The organism is Phreatobacter sp. AB_2022a, assembly GCF_026847585.1.
Lineage (GTDB): Bacteria > Pseudomonadota > Alphaproteobacteria > Rhizobiales > Phreatobacteraceae > Phreatobacter.
On sequence record NZ_JAPSET010000014.1, the window covers coordinates 21,364 to 44,022 of the forward strand.

General features: G+C 68.5%; 17 protein-coding genes. 11 read left to right on the forward strand and 6 right to left on the reverse strand.

The window, feature by feature from the left end:
* Positions 1–161 precede the first annotated feature (161 nt).
* From OZ671_RS12180 to OZ671_RS12190, 3 genes are read left to right on the forward strand one after another with little or no spacing between them, the layout of a single operon-like run.
* Complete coding sequence (locus OZ671_RS12180; RefSeq protein ID WP_268860998.1) at positions 162–782, forward strand: TetR/AcrR family transcriptional regulator; 621 nt, start codon at positions 162–164, stop codon at positions 780–782.
* A 10-nt stretch (positions 783–792) separates the two neighbouring features.
* Positions 793–1,995: an efflux RND transporter periplasmic adaptor subunit gene (locus OZ671_RS12185; RefSeq protein ID WP_268860999.1), complete on the forward strand. Its 1,203-nt coding sequence runs from the start codon at positions 793–795 to the stop codon at positions 1,993–1,995.
* Between the two features lie 19 nt (positions 1,996–2,014).
* Positions 2,015–5,167, forward strand: coding sequence for an efflux RND transporter permease subunit (locus OZ671_RS12190; protein WP_038302780.1), 3,153 nt, complete (start codon positions 2,015–2,017; stop codon positions 5,165–5,167).
* 359 nt (positions 5,168–5,526) lie between these two features.
* Here OZ671_RS12190 and OZ671_RS12195 read toward each other — a convergent pair whose 3' ends face one another.
* A complete protein-coding gene (locus OZ671_RS12195; RefSeq protein ID WP_268861000.1) occupies positions 5,527–6,414 on the reverse strand; it encodes a LysR family transcriptional regulator in 888 nt (295 codons plus the stop codon).
* Positions 6,415–6,621: 207 nt separating this feature from the next.
* Between OZ671_RS12195 and OZ671_RS12200 the strand changes: the two genes are divergently transcribed.
* Complete coding sequence (locus OZ671_RS12200; RefSeq protein WP_268861001.1) at positions 6,622–8,118, forward strand: CoA-acylating methylmalonate-semialdehyde dehydrogenase; 1,497 nt, start codon at positions 6,622–6,624, stop codon at positions 8,116–8,118.
* 80 nt (positions 8,119–8,198) lie between these two features.
* Here OZ671_RS12200 and OZ671_RS12205 read toward each other — a convergent pair whose 3' ends face one another.
* Positions 8,199–9,191 carry a tripartite tricarboxylate transporter substrate binding protein gene (locus OZ671_RS12205; RefSeq protein WP_268861002.1) on the reverse strand — a complete coding sequence of 331 codons (993 nt, stop codon included), beginning with the start codon at positions 9,189–9,191 and terminating at the stop codon, positions 8,199–8,201.
* A gap of 138 nt (positions 9,192–9,329) precedes the next feature.
* Positions 9,330–10,181, reverse strand: coding sequence for a hypothetical protein (locus tag OZ671_RS12210; RefSeq protein WP_268861003.1), 852 nt, complete (start codon positions 10,179–10,181; stop codon positions 9,330–9,332).
* A gap of 469 nt (positions 10,182–10,650) precedes the next feature.
* Here OZ671_RS12210 and OZ671_RS12215 point away from each other — a divergent pair, with 469 nt between their 5' ends.
* Complete coding sequence (locus OZ671_RS12215) at positions 10,651–12,138, forward strand: M81 family metallopeptidase (protein WP_268861004.1); 1,488 nt, start codon at positions 10,651–10,653, stop codon at positions 12,136–12,138.
* 308 nt (positions 12,139–12,446) lie between these two features.
* Here the strand turns inward: OZ671_RS12215 and OZ671_RS12220 are convergent, their stop codons facing one another.
* Together OZ671_RS12220 and OZ671_RS12225 are read right to left on the reverse strand one after the other, a co-directional pair.
* The gene (locus OZ671_RS12220) at positions 12,447–13,433 is read right to left on the reverse strand and encodes a ketopantoate reductase family protein (protein WP_268861005.1); all 987 of its coding nucleotides are present in this window, start codon (positions 13,431–13,433) and stop codon (positions 12,447–12,449) included.
* A 35-nt stretch (positions 13,434–13,468) separates the two neighbouring features.
* Entirely contained in the window at positions 13,469–14,641 is a 1,173-nt protein-coding gene (locus OZ671_RS12225; protein WP_268861006.1) for an NAD(P)/FAD-dependent oxidoreductase, read from the reverse strand.
* A gap of 123 nt (positions 14,642–14,764) precedes the next feature.
* On the opposite strand from OZ671_RS12225, the gene OZ671_RS12230 reads away from it, so the two are divergent.
* From OZ671_RS12230 to OZ671_RS12245, 4 genes are all read left to right on the forward strand, one after another.
* Complete coding sequence (locus OZ671_RS12230) at positions 14,765–15,667, forward strand: HpcH/HpaI aldolase/citrate lyase family protein (RefSeq protein ID WP_268861007.1); 903 nt, start codon at positions 14,765–14,767, stop codon at positions 15,665–15,667.
* A gap of 126 nt (positions 15,668–15,793) precedes the next feature.
* Entirely contained in the window at positions 15,794–16,504 is a 711-nt protein-coding gene (locus OZ671_RS12235) for a PspA/IM30 family protein (RefSeq protein WP_268861008.1), read from the forward strand.
* A 154-nt stretch (positions 16,505–16,658) separates the two neighbouring features.
* On the forward strand, positions 16,659–16,937 hold the full coding sequence (locus OZ671_RS12240; protein ID WP_268861009.1) for a YiaA/YiaB family inner membrane protein: 279 nt from the start codon (positions 16,659–16,661) through the stop codon (positions 16,935–16,937).
* 140 nt (positions 16,938–17,077) lie between these two features.
* A complete protein-coding gene (locus OZ671_RS12245; RefSeq protein WP_268861010.1) occupies positions 17,078–20,476 on the forward strand; it encodes an acyl-[ACP]--phospholipid O-acyltransferase in 3,399 nt (1,132 codons plus the stop codon).
* A gap of 6 nt (positions 20,477–20,482) precedes the next feature.
* Here OZ671_RS12245 and OZ671_RS12250 read toward each other — a convergent pair whose 3' ends face one another.
* Entirely contained in the window at positions 20,483–20,659 is a 177-nt protein-coding gene (locus tag OZ671_RS12250; RefSeq protein ID WP_268861011.1) for a hypothetical protein, read from the reverse strand.
* Between the two features lie 234 nt (positions 20,660–20,893).
* On the opposite strand from OZ671_RS12250, the gene OZ671_RS12255 reads away from it, so the two are divergent.
* Positions 20,894–21,484 carry a shikimate kinase gene (locus OZ671_RS12255; RefSeq protein ID WP_268861012.1) on the forward strand — a complete coding sequence of 197 codons (591 nt, stop codon included), beginning with the start codon at positions 20,894–20,896 and terminating at the stop codon, positions 21,482–21,484.
* Positions 21,481–22,617: a 3-dehydroquinate synthase gene (gene aroB / locus OZ671_RS12260; protein ID WP_268861013.1), complete on the forward strand. Its 1,137-nt coding sequence runs from the start codon at positions 21,481–21,483 to the stop codon at positions 22,615–22,617. Before OZ671_RS12255 ends, aroB begins: the two co-directional genes overlap by 4 nt.
* Positions 22,618–22,659: the final 42 nt, after the last annotated feature.

The following is a 22,659-nucleotide window of genomic DNA, read 5'->3' on the forward strand; positions in this document are numbered from 1 at the left end:
TTTCCGCAACCGGCATTTCTCGCCGCCCGGCCCCGGCCGTGCCCCGACAACGCCATGATGACGCCCAAAGTTCCGACGAAAGCGAATGCTCATTCATTTTTAGTTTGCAACCTATACGATCGACCGCTATCGACGCTCGCGCCACCAAGGAGGCTCCCCGCATGCCACGGATCGACGATGCCAGGCGGGGCGATCGCATCACCACCATCCTCGATGCGGCCGAACGCTGTTTCGTGCGGTCAGGCTTCCACGGCGCGACCATGGCGGCGATCTGTGCCGAGGCCGGCATGAGCGCGGGCAACCTCTATCGCTACTTCCCCTCCAAGGAGGCGGTGATCGAGGGCCTCTGCGAGCGTGACTTCGCCGAGGCCGCCGAGGGTTTCGCCGCGCTGGAGGCGACCGACGACACCTGGGCCGCGTTCCGCGACCTCGCCGCCTTCCACCTCATCGACGAGCCGCGGGAAAGCTTCGCTATGTGGATCGAGATCATGGCGGAAGCGGCACGCAACCCGCAGATCGCCGCCCTTCGGGTGAAGGCCGATCTCTTCATCGAGGAGAAGCTGCGCGGCGCGCTCGGCATGGCGCACAGGCGCGGCCACATCGCGCCGCAGGCCGATATCGAGCGCGGAGTGCAGTTCATGATCACCTTTTCCGAAGGACTGATGCTGCGCCGGGCCCGCGACCCGGATTTCGACCCCGTTCCGCATGTCGACATGCTCTTCGACATCCTGCGGTCGCTGCTTCTGACGCCGCTCGCCGCGTCCAACGACAATCTCACCTGAAGCCACACCGATGACCCGCTTCACCTCCCGCCCCGCCTTTCGCCTCAAGGCCTGCACGGTCCTGCTCGCCGTCCTGATGGCCGCCCCGCTCGCCGCGCCCGGCGCCGCTCGCGCCGCTCCGGAGCCCGCATCGACGCCGCGTCCGCCCTCCGTCACCGTTGCCACCGCCGCACGCGGCGAGCTGCGCGATCTCGTCATCGTCACCGGCTCCTTCGTCGCCCGCGAGGAGGTGCTGATCTCGCCCGAGGTCGATGGCCTCGCCATTGTCGAGATCCTCGCCGAGGAGGGCGACCGGGTCGAGGCCGGCCAGGTCCTGGCCCGGCTCAACCGGGCCATGCTGGACGTCCAGCTCGCCCAGAACGCGGCCCAGATCGCCCGCGCCGAAGCCAGCATTGCCCAGTCGCATGCGAGCATCGCGGAAGCGACGGCAACCAAGAGTCTGAGCGACCAGCAATTGCAGCGCACCCGCCAGCTGCAGACGAGCGGGGTCGCCTCCAACGACCAGCTCGACCAGCGCCTGTCGGCATCGCGCGCCGCCGCCGCCCGGCTCGAGGCCGCCAATCACGCGCTGCAGCTCGGCGAGGCCGACCTGACGCTGGCCCGCGCCCAGCGCCGCGACATCGAGCTGCGCATCGCCCGCTCCGAGATCCGCACGCCGGTGGCCGGCATCGTCTCGCGGCGCACGGCGCGCCAGGGCATGGTGGCGACCGCCGCCGGCGAGCCGCTGTTCCGCGTCATGTCCGGCGGCCTGATCGAGCTCGAAGGCGACGTTCCCGAGACGACGCTCGCCAAGCTGAGGCCCGAGCAGGGCGCGGCCATCGATGCCGCCGGCTCCGACCAGCCGCTGCCCGGCCGCGTGCGCCTCGTCGCCCCGGAGGTGAACCGGACCAATCGCCTCGGCCGCGTGCGCATTGCGCTGACCGGCGACGCCAGGCCCCCGGTCGGCGCGTTCGGCCGCGCACTGGTCGAGGTGGCGCGCTCCGAGGGTGTGCTGGTGCCGCTCTCGGCGGTCATGTTCGCCCAGGGCGCGATCACCGTGCAGGTGGTCAGGGACGGCGTGGTCGAGACCCGCCCCGTCGTGCCGGGCCTGCGCGCCGACAACCGCATCGAGATTCGCGAGGGCCTCAAGGCCGGCGAGCAGGTCGTGGCGGTGTCGGGCAGCTTCGTCCGCAACGGCGACCGGGTGACGCCGGTGGCGCTGGCCACACGCTGAACGAGGCATCGCGCTCGCCATGTCCCTGAACATCTCCGCCTATTCGATCCGCCAGCCGGTCCCCGCGATCGTGCTGTTCGTGGTCCTCTGCTTTCTCGGCTGGATGAGCTTCCTCAACCTGCCGATCACGCGCTTTCCCAATATCGACGTGCCCTTCGTCTCGGTCACGGTGACCCAGTCGGGTGCCGCGCCCGCCGAGCTCGAAACGCAGGTCGCCCGCAAGATCGAGGAGGCGGTCGCCAATATCACCGGCGTCAAGAACGTCATGACCACCCTCACCGACGGCAGTTCGGTGACGCTGGTCGAGTTCCGCCTGGAAGTGCCGACCGACCGCGCGCTGACCGACGTCAAGGACGCCATCGCCAAGATCCGCGCCGAACTGCCGCGCACCATCGACGAGCCGATCATCGAGCGTGTCGACATCGAGAACCAGCCGATCATGACCGTGGCGGTGACCGACCCCGCCATGACCATGGAACAGCTCTCCTGGTTCGTCGACGACGTGGTCCGCCGCGAGATGCAGGGGCTGAAGGGCATCGGCCGCATCAGCCGCTACGGCGGCGTCACCCGCGAGATCCGCGTGTCGCTCGTCCCCGACCGGCTGATGGCGCTCGGCATCACCGCCGGCGACGTCAGCCGCCAGCTTCGCGCGACCAATGTCGATCTCGCCGGCGGCCGCGGCGATGTCGCCGGCCAGGAGCAGTCGATCCGCACGCTCGCCTCCGCCGCGACGGTGGAGAGCCTTGCCGCGACCAAGATCGTGCTGCCGGGCGGGCGCGAGGTGCGCCTCTCCGACCTCGGCGAGGTCACCGATCTCTACGAGGAGCCGCGCGCCTTCGCCCGCATCAACGGCGAGACGCCGATGGTGGCCTTCCAGATCTACCGCTCGAAGGGCGCCTCGGACGTCCGCGTCGCCGCCCTCGCCCGCGCCCGCATCGACGAGATGCGCAAGGCCTATCCGAACATCGTGTTCAACGAGGTCGACAATTCGGTCAACGACACCGCGGGCAACTACCATTCGGCCATGGAGATGCTGGCCGAGGGCGCGCTGCTCACGGTCATCGTCGTGTTCCTGTTCCTGCGCGACTTCAGGGCGACGCTGATCTCGGCCATCGCGCTGCCGCTCTCGATCATCCCGACCTTCTGGGCGATGGAGCTGATGGGCTTCTCGCTCAACCTGGTCTCGCTGCTCGCGATCATTCTCGTCACCGGCATCCTGGTGGACGATGCCATCGTCGAGATCGAAAACATCGTCCGGCACATGAAGATGGGCAAGTCGCCCTATCGCGCGGCCATGGAGGCCGCCGACGAGATCGGGCTTGCGGTCATCGCCATCTCGCTGACCATCGTCGCCGTGTTCGCGCCGGTCTCGTTCATGGGCGGCATTGCCGGCCAGTACTTCAAGCAGTTCGGCCTGGTGGTGGCGATCGCCGTTTTGTTCTCGCTCCTGGTGGCGCGGCTGATCACGCCGATGCTGGCGGCCTACTTCCTGCGCAGCCACAGCCATCGCGAGCCAAAGGACGGCGCGCTGATGCGCGGCTATCTGCGCTTCCTGTCCGGCACCATGCGCTGGCGCTACGTCACGCTGATCGCCGGCCTGGTCGTCTTCGCGGTCTCGATCTACGCGATCCGTTTCCTGCCGACCGGCTTCGTGCCGTTTCCCGACGATTCGCGCTTCGTCATCTCGGTGGAGCTGCCGCCCGGCTCGACCCTGGAGGACACGCAGCGGCGCACCGACGCGCTCGCCGCCCTCATCCGCCGTGAAATTCCCGAGACGCGCTCGATCATTTCGATCGGCGGCGCCAATCCGATCGGCGTCCGCGAGATCCGGCGCGCCACGGTCATCGTCAAGCTCGTCCACAAGACCGAGCGCTCGCGCACGCAGCGCCAGATCCAGCAGGCCGTGTCCGGCCTGTTCGCGCAAATCCCCGACATCCGCGCCTATTACATCGGCGGCAACGGCGAGCGCGAGCTTTCCATCATCGTGCGCGGCAACGACGTCGCCAACCTGAACAAGGCGGTCGCCGACCTCGAGACCGAGATGCGGCGCCTGCCGGGCTTCGTCAACGTCGCCGCCGCCGCCGGCCTCGACCGGCCGGAAATCCGCGTCGTGCCGCGGCCGGACGAAGCCGCGCGCTACGGCGTCACCACCGACCAGATCTCGGAGGCCGTGCGGATCGCCACGATCGGCGACATCGCCCCCAACCTCGCCCGCTTCAATGCCGGCGACCGGCTGATCCCGATCCGGGTCCAGCTCGACACCGCCGCGCGCACCGACGTCGACCTGCTCTCGCAGCTCACCGTGACGACGGCGACCGGCGCGCAGGTGCCGCTGAGCGCGGTTGCCGAGGTGAGCTTCGGCCAGGGCCCGTCCTCGCTCGAGCGGTTCAACCGCGCGCGCCGCATCAATATCGGCGCCGACCTGACGCCGGGACTGGAGATCGGCCCGGCGCTCGAAATGATCTATGCTTTGCCGGCTGCGAAGAACCTGCCCCCCGGCGTGTCGTTCCAGCGCGGCGGCGACGCCGAGATCATGGCCGAGGTGTTCCAGGGCTTCGCGATCGCCATGGGCACCGGCATCCTGATGGTGCTCGGCGTGCTGGTCCTGCTGTTCCACTCGCTGTTCCAGCCGCTGACCATCCTGATGTCGCTGCCCCTGTCGCTCGGCGGCGTCATCATAGCGCTGCTGCTGACCAACAACGCCATTTCCATGCCTGTGGTCATCGGCATCCTCATGCTGATGGGCATCGTCACCAAGAACGCCATCATGCTGGTCGACTTCGCGGTCGAGCGGGTGCGCGAGGGCGTTCCGCGCACCGAGGCCATGCTGGACGCCGGCCGCAAGCGGGCTCGGCCGATCATCATGACCACCATCGCCATGGCCGTCGGCATGATCCCGCCGGCGCTCGGCACCGGCGACGGCGGCGAATTCCGCGCGCCGATGGCGATCGCGGTGATCGGCGGCCTGATCGTCTCGACCGTGCTCAGCCTTGTCTTTGTGCCGTCATTCTACACTGTCATGGACGATGTCGGACGGTTCTTCGGCTGGATCTTCGGCCGTTTCGTCGGCCCCGCCGACGAGGCGGACGAAGCACATGGCGGCCATCGTCACGGCGCGCCTCAGGCCCCGCCGCATGCTGCGCAGCCTTCGATCAGGGTCGCGGCCGAATAGCCGCGCGACCGACGGTTTCCTTTCCCGGCGCCGCCGTAGACCGGGAAAGGCTCGGGCCTGGTGTCCGCGGTTCCGCCACCGCGGACACCAGGCTTCTTTTTTGGGCGGCTGATGCTCTCTGCACCAAACGCTGCTGTGGTTCGAGGCTCGCCCAAGAGGGCTCGCACCTCACCATGAGGAGTGTTGGGAATGGCGCCAAGCCGGCTCATGAAGCGGCATGCATGGCGGGTACCCGGTACGGTCCCTGATGCAGCGCTCCCCATTCCTCATGGTGAGGTGCGAGCCGAAGGCGAGCCTCGAACCACGACTGGCGGTTGTGCAGCGCGCATCACCTTGCGACGACGCGCCTTGGATGATCGTCACGAGAACAGGCTGCCGGCGATCTCCACCTCGCCGACGATGAAGCGGTAGGCTTCGTCGACGCGGGCGATGCGGCGGGTGTCGACATGGGCGACCAGATGATAGGTGCGCCGGATGACGAGGCCCGGCAGGACCGGATTGAGACCCGGCACGCCGCGCGCGGCATAGTCGTGCAGGATGCCGATGCCGACGCCGGCCTTGACCGCCTCGACCTGGGCCATGACGCTCGCGCATTCGAGGCGGCGCTGGTCGTGATCGAAAGCCGGCGCATAATAGGTCAGCGCCTCCGAATAGTGCAGATCCTGCACGGAGGTGACCAGCAGATGCCGCTTCAGCTCGTCCGGACTGGTCGGTATCCTGTGGCGGGCGAAATAGTCGCGCGCGGCATAGAGGCCGAGGCCGTAGTCGGTCAGCTTGCGCACCGTCAGCCGGCCGTCCTTGGGCGGGTCGATGACGATCGCGAGGTCGGCCTCGCGTTTCGACAGCGACAAGGTCCGCTGCAGCGGCACGAGCTGCACGGTGAGGTCGGGATGGCGCTCGACGAGCCGGCCGAGGCGCGGCGCCAGGAACAGCGCGCCGAAACCTTCGGGGGCGCCGATCCGCACCGTGCCGGAGACCACGCGGTCGGCCTGGGCGATGCTCGCCTGGGCATCGAGCCAGGCGGTCTCCATGCCTTCGGCCGCGCTCAGAAACTTCTCGCCGGCGAGCGTCAGCGTCACGCCGGCGGTGGAGCGCGAGAACAGCTGCGTCCCGAGCGCCGCCTCCAGCGCCGACATGCGCCGGGCGACGGTGGCGTGATCGAGCGCCAGGGTGCGCGCCGCCGACAGGAACTGGCCGGTGCGCGCCACCGCAAGGAACACCCGGACATGATCCCAGTTTGGCGTCATGCGCCGATCTTACGCCAATTTTCGCACAATGCATGCGCGATCTTCGTCATTGGTTCCGGCACGGTTGCACGTTAGTTGTCGCCGAACTCGCAAGTGTCCTTCGGTCCCGACATCCGCGCGCGGGTGTCCACCGGAAGCGAATGCCGGAACCGAAGGACATTCGTCACGCACCGCGTTTCGAAAGAAGCACGACACAGGAGGATCCCCATGCGCAATTACGGTCATTTCATCGGCGGCAAGCATGTCGCCGGCCAGTCGGGCCGCACCGCCGACGTGTTCCAGCCGCTCGACGGCTCGGTGTTCGGCAAGGTTGCGCTCGCCACCAAGGCCGAGGTTCGCGCCGCGGTCGAGAACGCCAAGGCCGCCCAGCCGGCCTGGGCCGCGACCAATCCGCAGCGCCGCGCCCGCGTGCTCATGAAGTTCCTGGAGCTCTGCGCCCGCGACAACGAGAAGATGGCCGATCTGCTCGCCCGCGAGCACGGCAAGACGGTCGCCGACGCCAAGGGCGACATCCAGCGCGGCCTCGAAGTGATCGAGTTCTCGATCGGCGCGCCGCAGATGATGAAGGGCGAATATACCGAGGGCGCCGGCCCCGGCATCGACATCTATTCGATGCGCCAGCCGCTCGGCGTGGTCGCCGGCATCACCCCGTTCAACTTCCCGGCCATGATCCCGCTGTGGAAGGCCGGCCCGGCGATCGCCGCCGGCAACGCCTTCGTGCTGAAGCCCTCGGAGCGCGATCCTGGCGTGCCGCTGATGCTGGCCGAGCTGTTCCTCGAGGCCGGCCTGCCGCCGGGCATCTTCAACGTCGTCAACGGCGACAAGGAAGCGGTCGACGCCGTGCTTGACGATCCCGACATCAAGGCGGTCGGCTTCGTCGGCTCCACCTCGATCGCCGAATATGTCTATTCGCGCGGCTGCGCCAGCGGCAAGCGCGTGCAGTGCTTCGGCGGCGCCAAGAACCACATGATCATCATGCCCGATGCCGATCTCGACCAGGCGGCCGACGCCCTGATCGGAGCCGGCTACGGTTCTGCCGGCGAGCGCTGCATGGCGATCTCGGTGGCCGTGCCGGTCGGCGAGGACACCGCCAACAGGCTGATGGACCGGCTGGTGCCGCGTGTCGAAAGCCTGAAGATCGGCCCGTCGACCTCGGCCGATGCCGATTTCGGCCCGCTCGTCACGGCCCAGGCCCTGGAGCGCGTCAAGGGCTACGTCGATATCGGCGTCAAGGAAGGCGCCAAGCTCGTCGTCGACGGCCGCGGCTTCAAGATGCAGGGCTACGAGAACGGCTTCTACATGGGCGGCTGCCTGTTCGACAACGTCACCAAGGACATGCGGATCTATCGCGAGGAGATCTTCGGCCCGGTCCTGTCGGTGGTGCGCGCCAAGACCTATGGCGAGGCCCTGTCGCTCGCCAACGACCATGAATATGGCAACGGCGTCGCCATCTATACCCGCGACGGCGATGCCGCCCGCGATTTCGCCGCCAAGGTCGAAGTCGGCATGGTCGGCGTCAACGTGCCGATCCCGGTGCCGCTGGCCTACTACACCTTCGGCGGCTGGAAGCGTTCGGCCTTCGGCGACCTCAACCAGCACGGCCCGGACGCGTTCCGCTTCTACACCAAGACCAAGACGGTCACCTCGCGCTGGCCCTCGGGCATCAAGGACGGGGCGAGCTTCGTCATCCCGACCATGGGCTGACCACCCGCTCGCGCGGATCGAAACGGAGGGCCGTCGCGGCAAAGCGGCGGCCCTTTTTCGCGGGCTATGACCGGCGCGCGCTATTTCAGGCCGGCGAGGCGGATGGTGTTCGCCGCATTGTCGGTCTCGCGCGCCAGGAAGGCCCCGAATTCCGGCGCCGACATGTCGCCGAGCGTCACGCCATGCGGTTCCAGCCGGGCGCGCACCTCGGGATCGGCCAGCGCCGCGAGCACGGCGGCGTTCCACTTGGCGACGATCGGGCCGGGCGTGCCGGCGCGCATCACCAGGCCGAACCAGGACTTCGAGGTGAAGCCGGCTATGCCGGCCTCCGCGACCGTCGGCACGTCCGGGAGCGAAGCGAGCCGCACCTCGTTGGCGACGGCGATGGCGCGCAGCGTGCCGGCCGTGATCTGCTCGCGCACGTTCTGCAGGTCGCCGAGCATCATCGGCACATGGCCGCCGATCAGGTCCTTCATCGCCGGCGCGCTGCCGTTATAGGGAACATGCACGATGTCGAGGCCGAGGCGGCGCTTCAGCACCTCGAAGCCGAGATGGTTCGACGCGCCGCGGCCGAACGAGGCAAAGCCGGCCGTCGCCGCGTGCGCCCTGGCCCAGGCGGTCAGCTCGCCGAGCGTACGGGCGGGAACGGCCGGGTTGACCACCAGAACATGTGGGCTCGACGCCATCAGCGCGACTGCGGTGAAATCCCGGCCGCTGTCATAGGGCGCGCGCTCGGCCAGCAGCGGCGAGACGAGAAAGCTGTTGGAAACCGCGAGCACCGAATAGCCGTCGGCGGGAGCCGCTCCGACCGCCTGCGCACCGATCATCGTGCCGCCGCCGGGCTTGTTCTCGATGACGACCGCCGCGCCCCAGCTCTTGGCGACATGTTCGGCGACGATCCGGGTGATCGCGTCGGTGCCGCCGCCGGCGGCAAAAGGCACAACCACGCGGATGGGCCGGCTGCCGGGATAGTCCTCGGCGGCGGCGGCCCGGGCGGATGCGAGCGCCAGCAGGCCGGCGGCCACCGATCTGCGGGTCGCTCCCCCTGCACGAATCCAGGACTGCTTGGTCACGAATGGCCTCCCCCAACCGCCCGCTGCCGCGGGACTTGAGCCGAGGCTATCAGCCTGTGCTTTTGCCGCCAGCCACGGCTGGCGATCGCAGCCCCGCTGCAATCGCATCGCCAGAGGTGCGCGCCAGGCCGTCCGCGCCTATCGGCCGAGCAGGCGCGCCCACCAGGGCCGCGCAGGCCTTTGCGGCGCGCGCTCCTGCTGCGCAGCGGCCTCCACGAAGCCGGCATCGAGCCCACGTGCCTCCTGGGCGCGCGCCGGCACCGGCTGGCCCGCGGCGGCGAGAAGCGCCAGCACCTGCCGGCCATGGGAGGTCATGTCGAGGCTCGGCTGCAGGGCGAGGTAGAGATCCCGTCCGGAGCCCTGGTCCAACCCCGGCGTGACGACGAAGCGGTCGATTTCCGTGGCGATCAGGTCGGCAAGGTCGGCCGGACCGATCATGGTCTCGGCCGCCTGCATGAGCCCATATTCGTCGAGCAGGCCGCCGGCGATCGCCTCGCGCCCGTCCCTGTGCCGGATCAGCGCGAAAAAGACGCCGAAGGCGATCGCGGCACGGTCGCGCCAACCCGCTGCGGCGATATAGTCGCGCATGATCACGTCGGTCGCGTGGGTTTCGTGCTCACCGTCGCGCCGGGCGAGATAGTCCCGGAACAGGTCATGCGCGGCGGGATCGAGGGCGAGCAGCGCCGCCATGGCCGGGCCGGGGGCGCCCGTGCCATCCGGCCCCCAGATCTGCCTGAAGAGGCTCTTGGCTTCGACCGCTGCCGGCTGCGCCTGCAGATAGGCAGCGATCAGCGCCCGCAGGCTTTCGGTCACGTCGATGCGCGCCTTCGTCACGCGTGCGAAGAAGGCCCTCTCCGTCACGTTTGTCCCGGCGACCTTGAACACGATCTCCAGCATGTCCTCCTGCAGGAGATCGGCAAGCCGCTCGCTGATGTCGCGGGCAAGGCCCCGCAAGGCTTCGTCGATGGCGGCCTTGGCGAAGGTCGCCACCGGCACGACATGCGGCCGCGCCGACGCCGGAAGTCGATGAGGGCGAGATGCCCCTTGTCGGAGAGGCAAAGGACGCGGTCGCGGCCCATCGCGGCCGCCCGCGCGACCTTGTGCCCGGCAAAGGGCAGCAGCATGTGCCATTGCCCGGCATCCTCGACCGCCACCACGACATCGGAACGACGGTCGGTCCCCGTCACGTGAACATGCGGCATGGACTGTCCGTCGTTTCGGCCGGCCCGGCGCGCCGCGACGTTTCGAAGCGGCCGCGCCAGTCTATCGGGAGTTCGGCATCGCTCAAATGGACCGGCAGGACCATTGCGGGCCTTTGCCGGGCCTTGCTGCGCCTGACAGGGCCCTCCGCCGCCCGCCCCACGGCGATCGCATCGCAGGCAAGCCGCCGCCGGGGATGACGCATGGGCGGGGATCGGTCACCAATAGGACGCCACGAACCTTCAAGGATGTTCCGGACATGCGCATCGCCTGCGGCGGCTTTCTGCACGAGACCAACACTTTCGTCCCGGAACCCACCGGCTGGGCGAGCTTCAACCAGGACGGCGCCTGGCCCGGCTTCACGCGCGGCGACAGCATTCCGGCCAAGTTCGCGCCCTTCAACGTCGCCATCACCGGCTTCATGGACGTGGCGATCGCCAGCGGCCACAAGATCGTGCCGCTGTCCTGGTCCTTCGCCCAGCCGTCCGGACGCGTCGCCGACAGCGTCTTCGAACGCGCCGCCTCCTATCTGCTCGCCGACATTGCCGACAGCGCGCCAGATGCGGTGTTCCTGGAACTGCACGGCGCCATGACCACCGAGACGATCGAGGATGCCGAAGGCGAGCTGCTGCACCGCGTGCGCCGTCTCGTCGGCCCCGACATGCCGGTGGTCGCCTCCCTCGACCTGCATGCCAACGTCACCCGGCGCATGGTCGACAATGCCAGCTTCATGTCGGCCTATCGCACCTATCCGCATATCGACTGGCTGCAGACCGGCCAGCGCGTCGCCCGCTGGCTCGACGCCGTCAGGTCGTGGGGGCCGCGGCCGGCCCGCGCCTTCCGCCAGTTGCCCTTCCTCATCCCGATCGCCTCCGGCTGCTCGATGATCGAGCCGATGAAAGGGCTCTATGCGCTGCTCGAGGAGATCGAGGCGGAAACCGGCGTGCACCTGTCGCTCTGCCCGGGCTTCCCCTCGGCCGACATCTTCGACATGGGCGCGACCGTCATGGGCTATGGCGGCGACCAGCCGGCCGTGGACGCCGCGGTCGACCGGCTGACCAAGGCCGTGCTGCGCGCGGAAGCCGCCTTCCTCGAACATCTCGCCAAGCCCCAGGACGAAGCGCTCGACATCGCCTTCAGGCGCGCCCGCACGGCCTCGCGGCCGGTCATCATCGCCGACACTCAGGACAATCCCGGCGCCGGCGGTGCCTCGGCGACCACCGGCTTCCTGAAGGCGCTGGTCGCCCGCAAGGCGGAGAACACGCTGGCCGCGCTGTTCCACGAGCCGGCCATCGCGCTCGCCGCGCGCGAAGCCGGCGTCGGCGGCCATGTCACCGTCACCTTCGGGGCGAACGGCACGGGACCGGGCGAGGAGCCGTTCGAGGTCAAGGCCGAAGTGAAGGCCGTTTCCGACGGCCGCTTCACCGGCACCGGCCCGATGGTCGGCGGCCAGCCGATCCAGATGGGTCCCTCGGCCTGGCTCCGGATCGGCGGCATCGACGTCGTCGTCTGCTCGGTGCGCCAGCAGCCGCACTGCATCGCGGTCGCGACCCATCTCGGCATCGACATTACCGGCTACAAGGTGGTCGTGCTGAAGAGCTCGGTGCATTTCCGCGGCGACTGGCAGCCCTATGCCGACAGCGTCGTGGTCGGCGCCTCGCCCGGCGCGGCGCTCGACGATACCGGCATCATCCCCTACCAGCACCTGCGCCCCGACGTGCGGCGCCGGCCGATGGCCAACGCCTGAGCCGGATTGGCGCGAGAACGCTTCGCCCGGCAGGATCCGGGCGAAGCAGAGGTTTTCGGTGAGGCAAAAATCGAAAATGGGCGCTTTGCGCCAAGGTTAGCGGTGGTTCGAGGCTCGCTGCGCTCGCACCTCACCATGAGGAGTTCTGGGCACGGCACCAAGCATGCGCATGAAGCGACGCGTTTGACGAGCATCCGGCACTGTCACTGCTGCAATACTCTACGATCCTCATGGTGAGGTGCGAGCCGAAGGCGAGCCTCGAACCACGGCTAACCTTTATGCAGCGCGACCATATTGGCTCGCGACAATCACCCCTCGCGCCGGCTGCGGATCGCCGCGTCGAGCCCGCGCATCAGCGGCAGGATGACGTCGATGGTCGGCGTCGCGACGCCGGCCTCGCGGGCGAAGGCCTGCACCTGGCCGACAATGGCCTCGACTTCCATCGGCCGGCCGGCTTCGACGTCCTGCAGCATGGAGGAGCGCCCGCCCGTGCGGCCGGGCGCCGGATTGGCGATGGCGTCGATGTCGGTTTCCTCGCCGAGATCCCAGCCGAGCGCGCGGGCGACCTCCACCGTTTCGGCGATCATGCCGCGGCTGACCTCGCCGATACCGGGCGCCGTCCCCCAATCCGACGTCGGAATGCGGGTCAGCGCCGACAGCGGATTGCCGCCGACATTGCGGAACAATTTCTCCCACATGTCGCGCCGGATGTCCTCGGAGACCGGCGCGTTGAGGCCGGCGGCCTCCAACAGTTCGGAGGCGGCTTCGCCACGCGGCGAGCGGTCGCCGGTCGGATCGCCGATGATCCACTTGTTGGAGGCGAAATGCGTGACGACGCCGGGCTCCTTCAGCGCATTCGACGAATAGACCACGCCGCCGAGCACGCATTCCGGACCGAGCTCGCGCCAGAGCAGGCCTTCGGGATCGAGCAGCGGCAGCGAACCGCCGTCGTCGATGCCGTAGCGCCACCACCAGGGGATGCCGTTGGTGAAGAACAGGGCGGCCGCGCTCGGCGCGAGCAGTGCCTTCAGCGGCCTGGCGATGCCGGGCAGGGCCGGCGCCTTCAGCGTCAGCACGACGAGATCCTGCGGCGGCAGCTCGGCCGGATCGTCTGTCGCGGCGGCCGGCTTGCCGCCGATCACCTCGCCGCCGGTCTCCAGGAACAGGCCCCTGTCCCTGATGGCGGCGAGATGGGCGCCCCGCGCCACCACCGAGATCTCGGCATCACCCTTGGCGATCAGTCGAGCGGCAAGATGGCCGCCGACCGCTCCGGCGCCATAGATGCAGACTTTCATGTGAAGGATCTCCTGCCGGTCCGGCGTGCGGACGGTCAGATAACGTTCAACTCGAGGACGGGTTCGCCGCGGACAATACGATCGTAGCCGAAGACGGAAAGGTCGAGCGTGCGATAGCCGCCATGCACGATCTGCTCGGCGACGGCGCGGCCGGCCGCCGGCGCCTGCTGCAGGCCATGGCCCGAAAAGCCGTTGATGAACTGCAGATTGGCGACCTCGGGATGCGGCCCGAGCACGGCATTGTGGTCGAGCGTGTTGAAATCATAGTGACCGGCCCAGGCGCGGATCAGCCTCAGTTCCTCGAGCGCCGGCACGCGTGTTGCCCAGGCCGGCCAGACATGCGCCTCGAACTCGTCGTGGTTCGGCTCGAAATCGCCATAGGCCGCCGGATCGGGATCGGCTTCGCCGGGCCCCCAGCCGCCGATGATCAGGTCGCGCTCCGGCCGCAGCCAGACCCCCGACGGATCGACGATCAGCGGCATGCCGGCAAAGCTCGCCGGGCATTTGGCGACGAAGACCGTGCGCTTGCGCGGCTCGACCGGCAGGTCGATATCGGCTGTCGCCGCGAGCCGCCCGGCCCAGGCTCCGGCCGCCAGAACCAGCGTGTTGCAGGTCACCGTCGTGCCGTCGTCGAGCACCGCCCCGGTGATCCGGCCGCCGCTGCGCGTGAGGCGCTGCACGTCCGCCTTCTGGTATTGGGCACCGGCCGCGCGCGCCGCCTTGCGGAACAGGTCGAGCAGCATGGCCGCGTCGAACCAGCCTTCGCCGGTACGGCCGAAGGCGCCGGCGGCAAGCTCCTCGGTGCTGAGCCAGGGAAAGCGCTGCTTCAGCTCGTCCGGAGACAGGAGCAGGATGTCGGCGCCTTCCGCGGTCTGGGTCCGCCAGTTGGCTTCCAGCACGCTCCGGCCGGTCTCGCTCGCCAGGATCAGATAGCCGCCCTCGTGGAAGCCGATATCGGCTTCGCTGCCGAAGCGCTGGCCGAGCGAGCGGATCACATCGATGCCGAACCGGCTCATCCGGATGTTCTCGGGCGTCGAGAACTGCTGGCGGATCGAGGCCGCCGACAGCGTCGTCGAGGACTGCGCATAGGTCGGATCACGCTCGATGACCCGCACCGAGCCGGCAAAACCCAGCTCCTTCTTGAGGAAATAGGCGGCGCAGGACCCCATGATCCCGCCGCCCACGATCAGAACATCCGTATCGGTCACGTTGCGAGCACTTTCGATCGGCGTGGAACACCATCGCGCGAAAGGACGATGGCATGCGCGCCGCAAGGCAGCTAGCCTCTGGCCCACATTGAAGCCGCATAGCCTCTTTTCGGATCGCTTGCCATGTCGAATCTGGTCGCCACCAATCGCCCGCGCCGTTCGGTGCTCTACATGCCCGGCTCCAATGCCCGGGCGCTCGAAAAGGCCCGCGCGCTCGCCGCCGACGTCGTGATCCTCGATCTCGAGGACGCCGTTGCGCCCGATGCCAAGGCGGTCGCACGCGAGCAGGTCGCCGCCGCCGTCACCGCCGGCGGTTTCGGCCACCGCGAGGTCGTGGTGCGCATCAACGGCCTGGACACGGCCTGGGGCAAGGCCGACCTCTCCGCCGTCGCGGCGACCGGGCCGGACGTGATCCTGATCCCCAAGGTGAACGGTCCGGGCGACCTGCTCGGCGCCGGCCGGGCGCTCGCCGCCGCTGGCACCCCCGGCCATGTCCGCGTCTGGGCCATGATGGAAACGCCGCTCGCCATGCTCAATGCCGGGGCCATCGCCGCCGCCGCGACCGATGCCACGACGCGCCTCTCGGGCTTCGTCATGGGCACCAACGATCTCGCCAAGGAAACCGGCGCGCGCATCGTGCCCGGTCGGGCGCCGATGAACGCCTGGCTGATGACCTGCCTCGCCGCGGCCCGGGCCCATGGCCTCGTCATCATCGACGGTGTCTGGAACGAGATCGCCGACGAGGCCGGTTTCGCCAGGGAATGCGCCGAGGCCCGCGACATGGGCTTCGACGGCAAGACGCTGATCCATCCGAACCAGATCGCGGGCTGCAACGCCGCCTTCTCGCCGGCCGAGGCCGAGGTCGCCTGGGCGCGCAAGATCATTGCGGCCTTCGCATTGCCCGAAAACGCCGCCAAAGGCGCCCTGCAGGTCGAAGGCCGCATGGTCGAGCGCCTGCACGCCGAGATGGCGGCACGGCTGGTGGCGATCGCTGAGGCTATCGACACCAGAAAGGTCACTGGTTAGCGACCGGCGCTCGGCCTTTATTTACCAAATGCCAGCGCGCTATGAACGACGCTCAAATGCTGCTTGAACATCGTTCAAGATTGCGATAGAGACTCCCTTGAACATCGTTCACGGGAGAGAAAGCGCATGTTCAAGACCATAATTACCCTGCTGCGCGGGCATGTCGGCCAGGCCGGTGAAACGATCGCCGAGCGCAACGCTCTCGTTATCCTCGATCAGCAGATGCGCGATGCCGCCGGCGCCTTCGGGCGAGCCAAGAAGGCGCTGTCCCTCGCTATCGCGCAAGATGGACAAGAGACTGCACGGATCGCGACGACAAGCGGCCGCATTGCCGACCTCGAGCAGCGTGTGGGCGCGGCAATCGCGGCAGGTGACGAAGAAGCGGCGCGCGAGGGTGCCGAGGTCATCGCCACCCTGGAAGCAGACCGCGCCGCCGCCACGGCCGCCCAGGCGCTGTTCGCGGCCGACATTCTTCGGCTACGCAGGCACGTCACGCAGGCACAGGCCCGCATCGCCGACCTGGAACGCGGGCGTCGTCTTGCCCGCGCCGGCGAAGCAGTCCGCGACCTCCGTCGCGTCGCTCTCGATAGCGCAAGGCCCGGCGAAGCCTCCCTTGCCGACGCGGAACGCACTCTGGAACGCCTCCGCGAACGCCAGAACGAGGCCGAGGCGGCCGCCGCGGCACTCGATGAGCTGGATGGCGCCGCGATTGGCACGGTGACCGAAAAACTCGCTGCCAAAGGTTATGGAGCACGGCTACGGCCGACTGCTGACGACGTTCTTCTCCGCCTGCGCCAGGGAAATGCTCAGCCAGCACAACGAGCATTCCCTTCATAAGCTCACCATGGGTTAACCTCGAATCGAGAACACCAAATAGGCGAAAGATTCTCTTTCCCCTAGGCAGGACAATTATCTGCCTGCTGTCAGCAAGATGGCGACTATCAATCACCGTAGAAATTCTTCCTGTTTCCAGGTTTTCGGGGAATCGACCATGAATCAAAATGCCGTACCACACAGTGGTGCTTGGGTTACATTCACCTATGCATCGTTCTTCGGAGCCGCCGCCATGGTCGGTGCGGGCATCCTGTTCCTGCCGCTGGACTGGTGGGCCAAGGGCTATCTCGCGATGGGCTGCGTCATGCTGGTTCAGTCGTGCATCACCATGACCAAAACCGTGCGCGACATGCATGAAGCAACCAAGCTGGTGAACCGTATTGAGGACGCCCGAACTGAGCGTCTGTTGCTGGACGCCGGAAAATCGCCTGCTTGATCGTCGACTTGTTTCGATACTCCGACACGACAAGAGCGAGCCGATCGCAAGCCTGCTCCACCGGCAACGACGTCTCCCTCTTGTCTCCTCCGCCTCTCTTGCCTTGACGCACAGACCTTTCCTCATTTCAGCAGGTCTTCATGGTCAGCTCACTGATGTTGCAGCGGCGCTTCGCGCCCTTGTTCTGGGCCCAGTTCTTTTCGGCCTTCAACGACAATTTCCTGAAGAATGCGCTCGTCTTCATCATCCTCTACAAGCTGGCGGGATCGCATGGCGAAGCGCTGGTGACGCTCGCCGGCGGCATTTTCATCGCGCCCTTCTTCCTGCTCTCGGGCCTTGGCGGCCAATTGGCCGACCGGCATGACAAGGCCCTCATCGCCCGCCGCCTGAAGCTCGCCGAGATCGGCGCCTCCGGCGTCGCCGTGCTCGGCTTCAGCCTGCACTCGGTGCCGGTCCTGTTCGCCGCCCTGGGGCTCTTCGGCATCATCGCCGCGCTGTTCGGGCCGATCAAATACGGCATCCTGCCCGATCATCTGGAACGCGCGGAGCTGCCGGCGGCCAATGCGCTGATCGAAAGCGCCACCTTCATCGCCATCCTGCTCGGCACCATTGCCGGCGGCATGACCGCGCGGGAAGGCGGCGATGCGGCTTCGCTCGGCGGCCTCGTCATGGCCTTTGCCCTGCTCTGCTGGGGCGCGACGCTGTTCATCCCGAAAACGCAGGCCGCGGCGCCGGACCTCAAGGTCGACCGCAACATTGTCCGCTCGACGCGCGACCTCCTCGCCGATCTCTGGTCCGACGGGCGGCTCTGGCGCACGGGCGTGATGGTCAGCCTGTTCTGGCTGATCGGCGCCATCGTCATGTCGCTGCTGCCCTCGCTCGTGAAGAACGGCATGGGCGGCACCGAGCTCGTCGTCAGCGTCTATCTCGCCGTCTTCACCGTCGCGGTCGCCATCGGGTCCGGCATCGGTTCGTTCCTGTCGAGCGGCCGGATCGTGCTGCTGCCGGTGCCGATCGCCTGCGCCATCATGGGCCTGTTCGCGCTCGACCTCGCCTGGACGACCTGGGGGATTGCCGCCCACCAGCCGGCGGTCGGCATCGCCGAATTCTTCGCCGAGAGCACCGCGCGCCGGGTCGGGCTGGACCTCGCCGGCCTCGCCGTCGCCGGCGGCGTCTTCATCGTGCCCTCCTTTGCGGCGGCCCAGGCCTGGGCCCCTGCCGACAAGCGCGCCCGCATCGTCGCGGCCATCAACGTCCTCTCGGCCGCCTTCATGGTGGCCGGCGCCGTCGTCGTCGCGCTGCTGCAGGCCGCCGGCCTCACCCTGGCGCAGCTCTTCCTGGTCATCGGCCTGTCGACGCTGGCCGCGGCCGCCTGGATCGTCATGGTCCTGCCGACCAACCCGCTGCTTGACGCCGTCTCGATCGTGCTGCGCGCCTTCTACCGACTCGAAGTCACCGGCCAGGACAATATCGCCAAGGCCGGCCCCAATGCGATCATCGCACTCAACCATGTGAGCTTCCTCGACGCGGCAGTGGCCCTGTCGATCCTCGACAAGGAGCCGGTCTTCGCGATCGATCACACCATCGCGCAGCGCTGGTGGGTCAAGCCGTTCCTGCGCCTGACCCGCGCCATGCCGCTCGATCCGACCCGGCCGCTGGCAACCCGCACGCTGATCAACGCCGTCAAGAGCGGCGACAGCCTGGTCATCTTCCCGGAGGGGCGCCTGACCGTCACCGGCAGCCTGATGAAGGTCTATGACGGCGCGGCCATGATCGCCGACAAGTCGGGCGCCAAGGTCGTGCCGGTCCGCATCGACGGCCTGGAAGCGACCGCCTTCTCCCGTCTCGGCCGCGACCAGGTCCGCCGCCGCTGGTTCCCGAAGGTGCGCGTCCATGTGCTCGAACCCGTCGAGCTCGCCGTCGACGCGGGCCTGCGCGGGCGGCAGCGCCGCCAGGCCGCCGGCACGGCCCTCTACACCATCATGTCCGACCTCATCTTCCGCACGACGGATATCGACCGCAGCGTCTTCGCAGCCGTGGTCGAGGCCGCGCGGCGCGAAGGCAAGGGCCGCCTCGCGGTCGAGGACCCGATGGCCGGCGCCCTCTCCTACCGCCGCCTGCTGATCGGCGCCGACATCGTCGGCCGCAAGCTCATGACGCTGGCCCGCCCGGGCGAGGCCGTCGGCGTGATGCTGCCCAATGCCAATGGCGCCGCCGTGACGCTGCTCGGCCTGATGTCGGCGGCACGCGTGCCGGCGATGATCAATTTCACTGCCGGCGCGACCAATATCGCCGCGGCCTGCAAGGCGGCCGACATCAAGACCGTCGTCACATCCCGGGCCTTCGTCGAAAAGGGCCGGATGGGCGGCCTGATCGAGGCCCTCGCCGGCGACGTCGCGGTCGTCTATCTCGAAGATGTCAGAGCGACCGTTTCGACGTCCGACAAGCTGAAGGCCTTCTGGCGGCACGGGAGGCCGATCGTGCCGGCCAAGGGCGGGGACCGCGCGGCGATCCTGTTCACGTCTGGATCGGAGGGCACGCCAAAAGGCGTCGTTCTCTCCCATACCAACATGCTGGCGAATGCCGCCCAGGCGGCCGCCCGCATCGATTTCGGCCGGCGCGACAAGGTGTTCAACGTCCTGCCGGTGTTCCATTCCTTCGGGCTGACCGCGGGCCTGGTGCTGCCGCTCGTCTCGGGCGTGCCGGTCTATCTCTATCCCTCGCCGCTGCACTACCGGCTGGTGCCCGAGCTCGTCTATGGCTGCAACGCCACCATCCTGTTCGGGACGGACACGTTCCTGGCGGGCTATGCGCGGGCCGCCCACCCCTACGATTTCCGGGCCTTGCGCTACATCCTCGCCGGCGCCGAGCCGGTCAAGGAATCGACGCGCCGCACCTATATGGAGAAGTTCGGGCTGCGCATCCTCGAAGGCTACGGCGTCACCGAAACGGCACCCGTCCTGGCGCTGAACACGCCCATGTTCAACCGCTTCGGCACGGTCGGGCGCATCATGCCGGGCATGGAGGCACGCCTCGAGCCCATGCCTGGCGTCGAGGACGGCGGCCGCCTGCTCGTCCGCGGACCGAACGTCATGCTCGGCTATCTCAGGGCCGAGAGGCCTGGCGTGCTCGAACCGCCGCCGGACGGCTGGCACGATACCGGCGACATCGTCAGCATCGACGCGCAAGGCTTCGTCACGATCAAGGGCCGCGCCAAGCGGTTCGCCAAGATCGGCGGCGAAATGATCTCGCTCGCCGCCGTCGAGACGATCGCCGCCGAGCTCTGGCCGGACGCACCCTCGGCCGTCGCCAGCCTGCCGGATCCGCGCAAGGGTGAACGGCTCGTGCTCCTGACCGAGCACGCGGGCGCGAGCAGATCGGATTTCCAGGTCTTTGCGCGCGGCAAGGGCGCATCGGAGCTGATGGTTCCGGCAGAGGTCGTCGTGGTGCCGACCGTGCCGATGCTCGGCTCGGGCAAGCTCGATTTCTCCGCCGTCACCCGTCTCGCCCGCGAACGGACGGAGATGAAGGCGGCCTGAGCGCGGTCAGGGCTGCCCGTCGTCCCTGCGACCGGGGGCCGGATCCCGCGGTTGCCGGGGCGCGGCGGATCCCGACAGCATCCGCGTGATCGTCGCATAGATGAGCAGCAGGAATTCCAGGCCGCCGAAGGCCAAGGCAACGAGCGCCAGCACTCCCGCGACGACGAAATATTCGGTCGCCATGACGACCTCCGCGCAACGTGACGTTACGTCATCAAGGCTAGCAGAAGCGGCCGTTGAGGCAAATCACGCCTTTCGCCGCCGCCATGGCCCCGAGAAGCCTTGGCAGGGACGGGCGACGGGCGCCCTCGCCGACCTCATGATCACAGGCCGGCCGCGAGAATGTGCCTCGGCCGCCCCGGGCGGTTGCCCTATGCGCCGGTTCATGACACAGGGGATGACGAACCGGGGAGCATCATGGGCGGCACGATCGCCGATATCGACACGACACGCCTGCGCGCCGCGCTCGGGACGCGCTCCATCGTGCTCGTCGGCCTGATGGGCGCCGGCAAGACCTCCATCGGCCGCCGGCTCGCCCAGCGCCTCGGCCTGCCCTTCATCGATGCCGACCACGAGATCGAGAAGGCGCATGTCATGTCGATCCCGGAAATCTTCGAAAAACACGGCGAAGCCTATTTCCGGGCCGGCGAGGTCCGGGTCGTCGCCCGCATCCTGCGCGACGGCCCGCAGGTTCTCGCGACCGGCGGCGGCGCCTTCATGAATCCGGAAACCCGCGCCAATATCCGGGCGAACGGCCTGTCGCTCTGGCTGAAGGCCGATCTCGACGTGCTGATGCGCCGGGTGCGCCGGCGCAGCGACCGCCCGCTCCTCAAGCAGGCCGACCCCGAGGCCGTGCTGCGCCGACTGATGGACGAGCGCTATCCCGTCTATGCCGAGGCCGATCTCGCCATCCTCTCGCGCGAGGCCTCGCACGAGGAGATCGTCGAGGAGGCGGTCGCCGTGCTGGCCGAACGGCTCCTCGGCTCCCGAGGGACTGAAGAGACATGACCGCCATTGCCGGGGCCGAAGGCCCGACCCAGGTTCCGGTCGCGCTCGGCGACCGGTCCTACGACATCCTCATCGGCCCGGGCCTGATCGGCGGCGCCGGCGCCATGCTGGCCGAGCGCTTTCCCGGCCGCGCGGTCGCGATCGTCACCGACGAGACCGTCGGCGCCCTGCACGCTCCGGCGCTGGAGGCGAGCCTTGCCGCCGCCGGGCTTCGCCATGTCAGGATCACCGTTCCGGCGGGCGAGGCCACCAAGCGTTTCGCCATGCTCGAACGGGTGGTCGACGAGGTGCTCGCCGCGCGGCTCGAGCGGCGCGACATCGTGCTGGCGCTGGGCGGCGGCGTGGTCGGCGATCTTGCCGGCTTCGCCGCGGCCGTCACCCGCCGCGGCATGGGTTTCGTGCAGATGCCGACGAGCCTGCTGGCCCAGGTCGATTCCTCCGTCGGCGGCAAGACCGGCATCAATTCCCGGCACGGCAAGAACCTGATCGGCGCCTTCTATCAGCCGGGACTGGTGCTGGCCGATACCGACGCGCTCGACACCCTGTCGACCCGCGAATTCCGCGCCGGCTATGCCGAGGTCGCCAAATACGGCCTGATCGACGATCCCGGCTTCTTCGCCTGGCTCGAAGCCAACTGGCGCGGCGTGTTCCAGGGCGGCCGCGACCGGATCGCGGCCATCGCCACCTCCTGCCGCGCCAAGGCGGCCGTGGTCGCGCGCGACGAGACCGAAACCGGCGACCGGGCCCTGCTCAATCTCGGCCACACCTTCGGCCATGCCCTGGAGGCGGCGACGGGTTATGACGGCAGCCGCCTCGTCCACGGCGAGGCGGTGGCGATCGGCATGGCCCAGGCCTTTCGCTTCTCGGTCCGCCAGGGCCTCTGCGCGGCGGCGGATGCCGAGCGCATGCGCGCCCATCTCGACGCCGTTGGATTGCCGAGCGAACTCCATCATATTCCGGGCGACATCGGCGATGTCGACCGGCTGATGGCCGCGATACGCCAGGACAAGAAGGTGACGCGCGGCGCGCTGACCTTCATCCTGGCCCGCGGCATCGGCCGGAGCTTCATCGCGCCCGATGTCGACCCCGCGGCCGTCAGCGCCTTCCTGAGCGAGGAACTCGCGCGCGGCTGAGCCCGGGCGCCCCGGCGCCTGGTTGACCGGACGGCCGAGGAG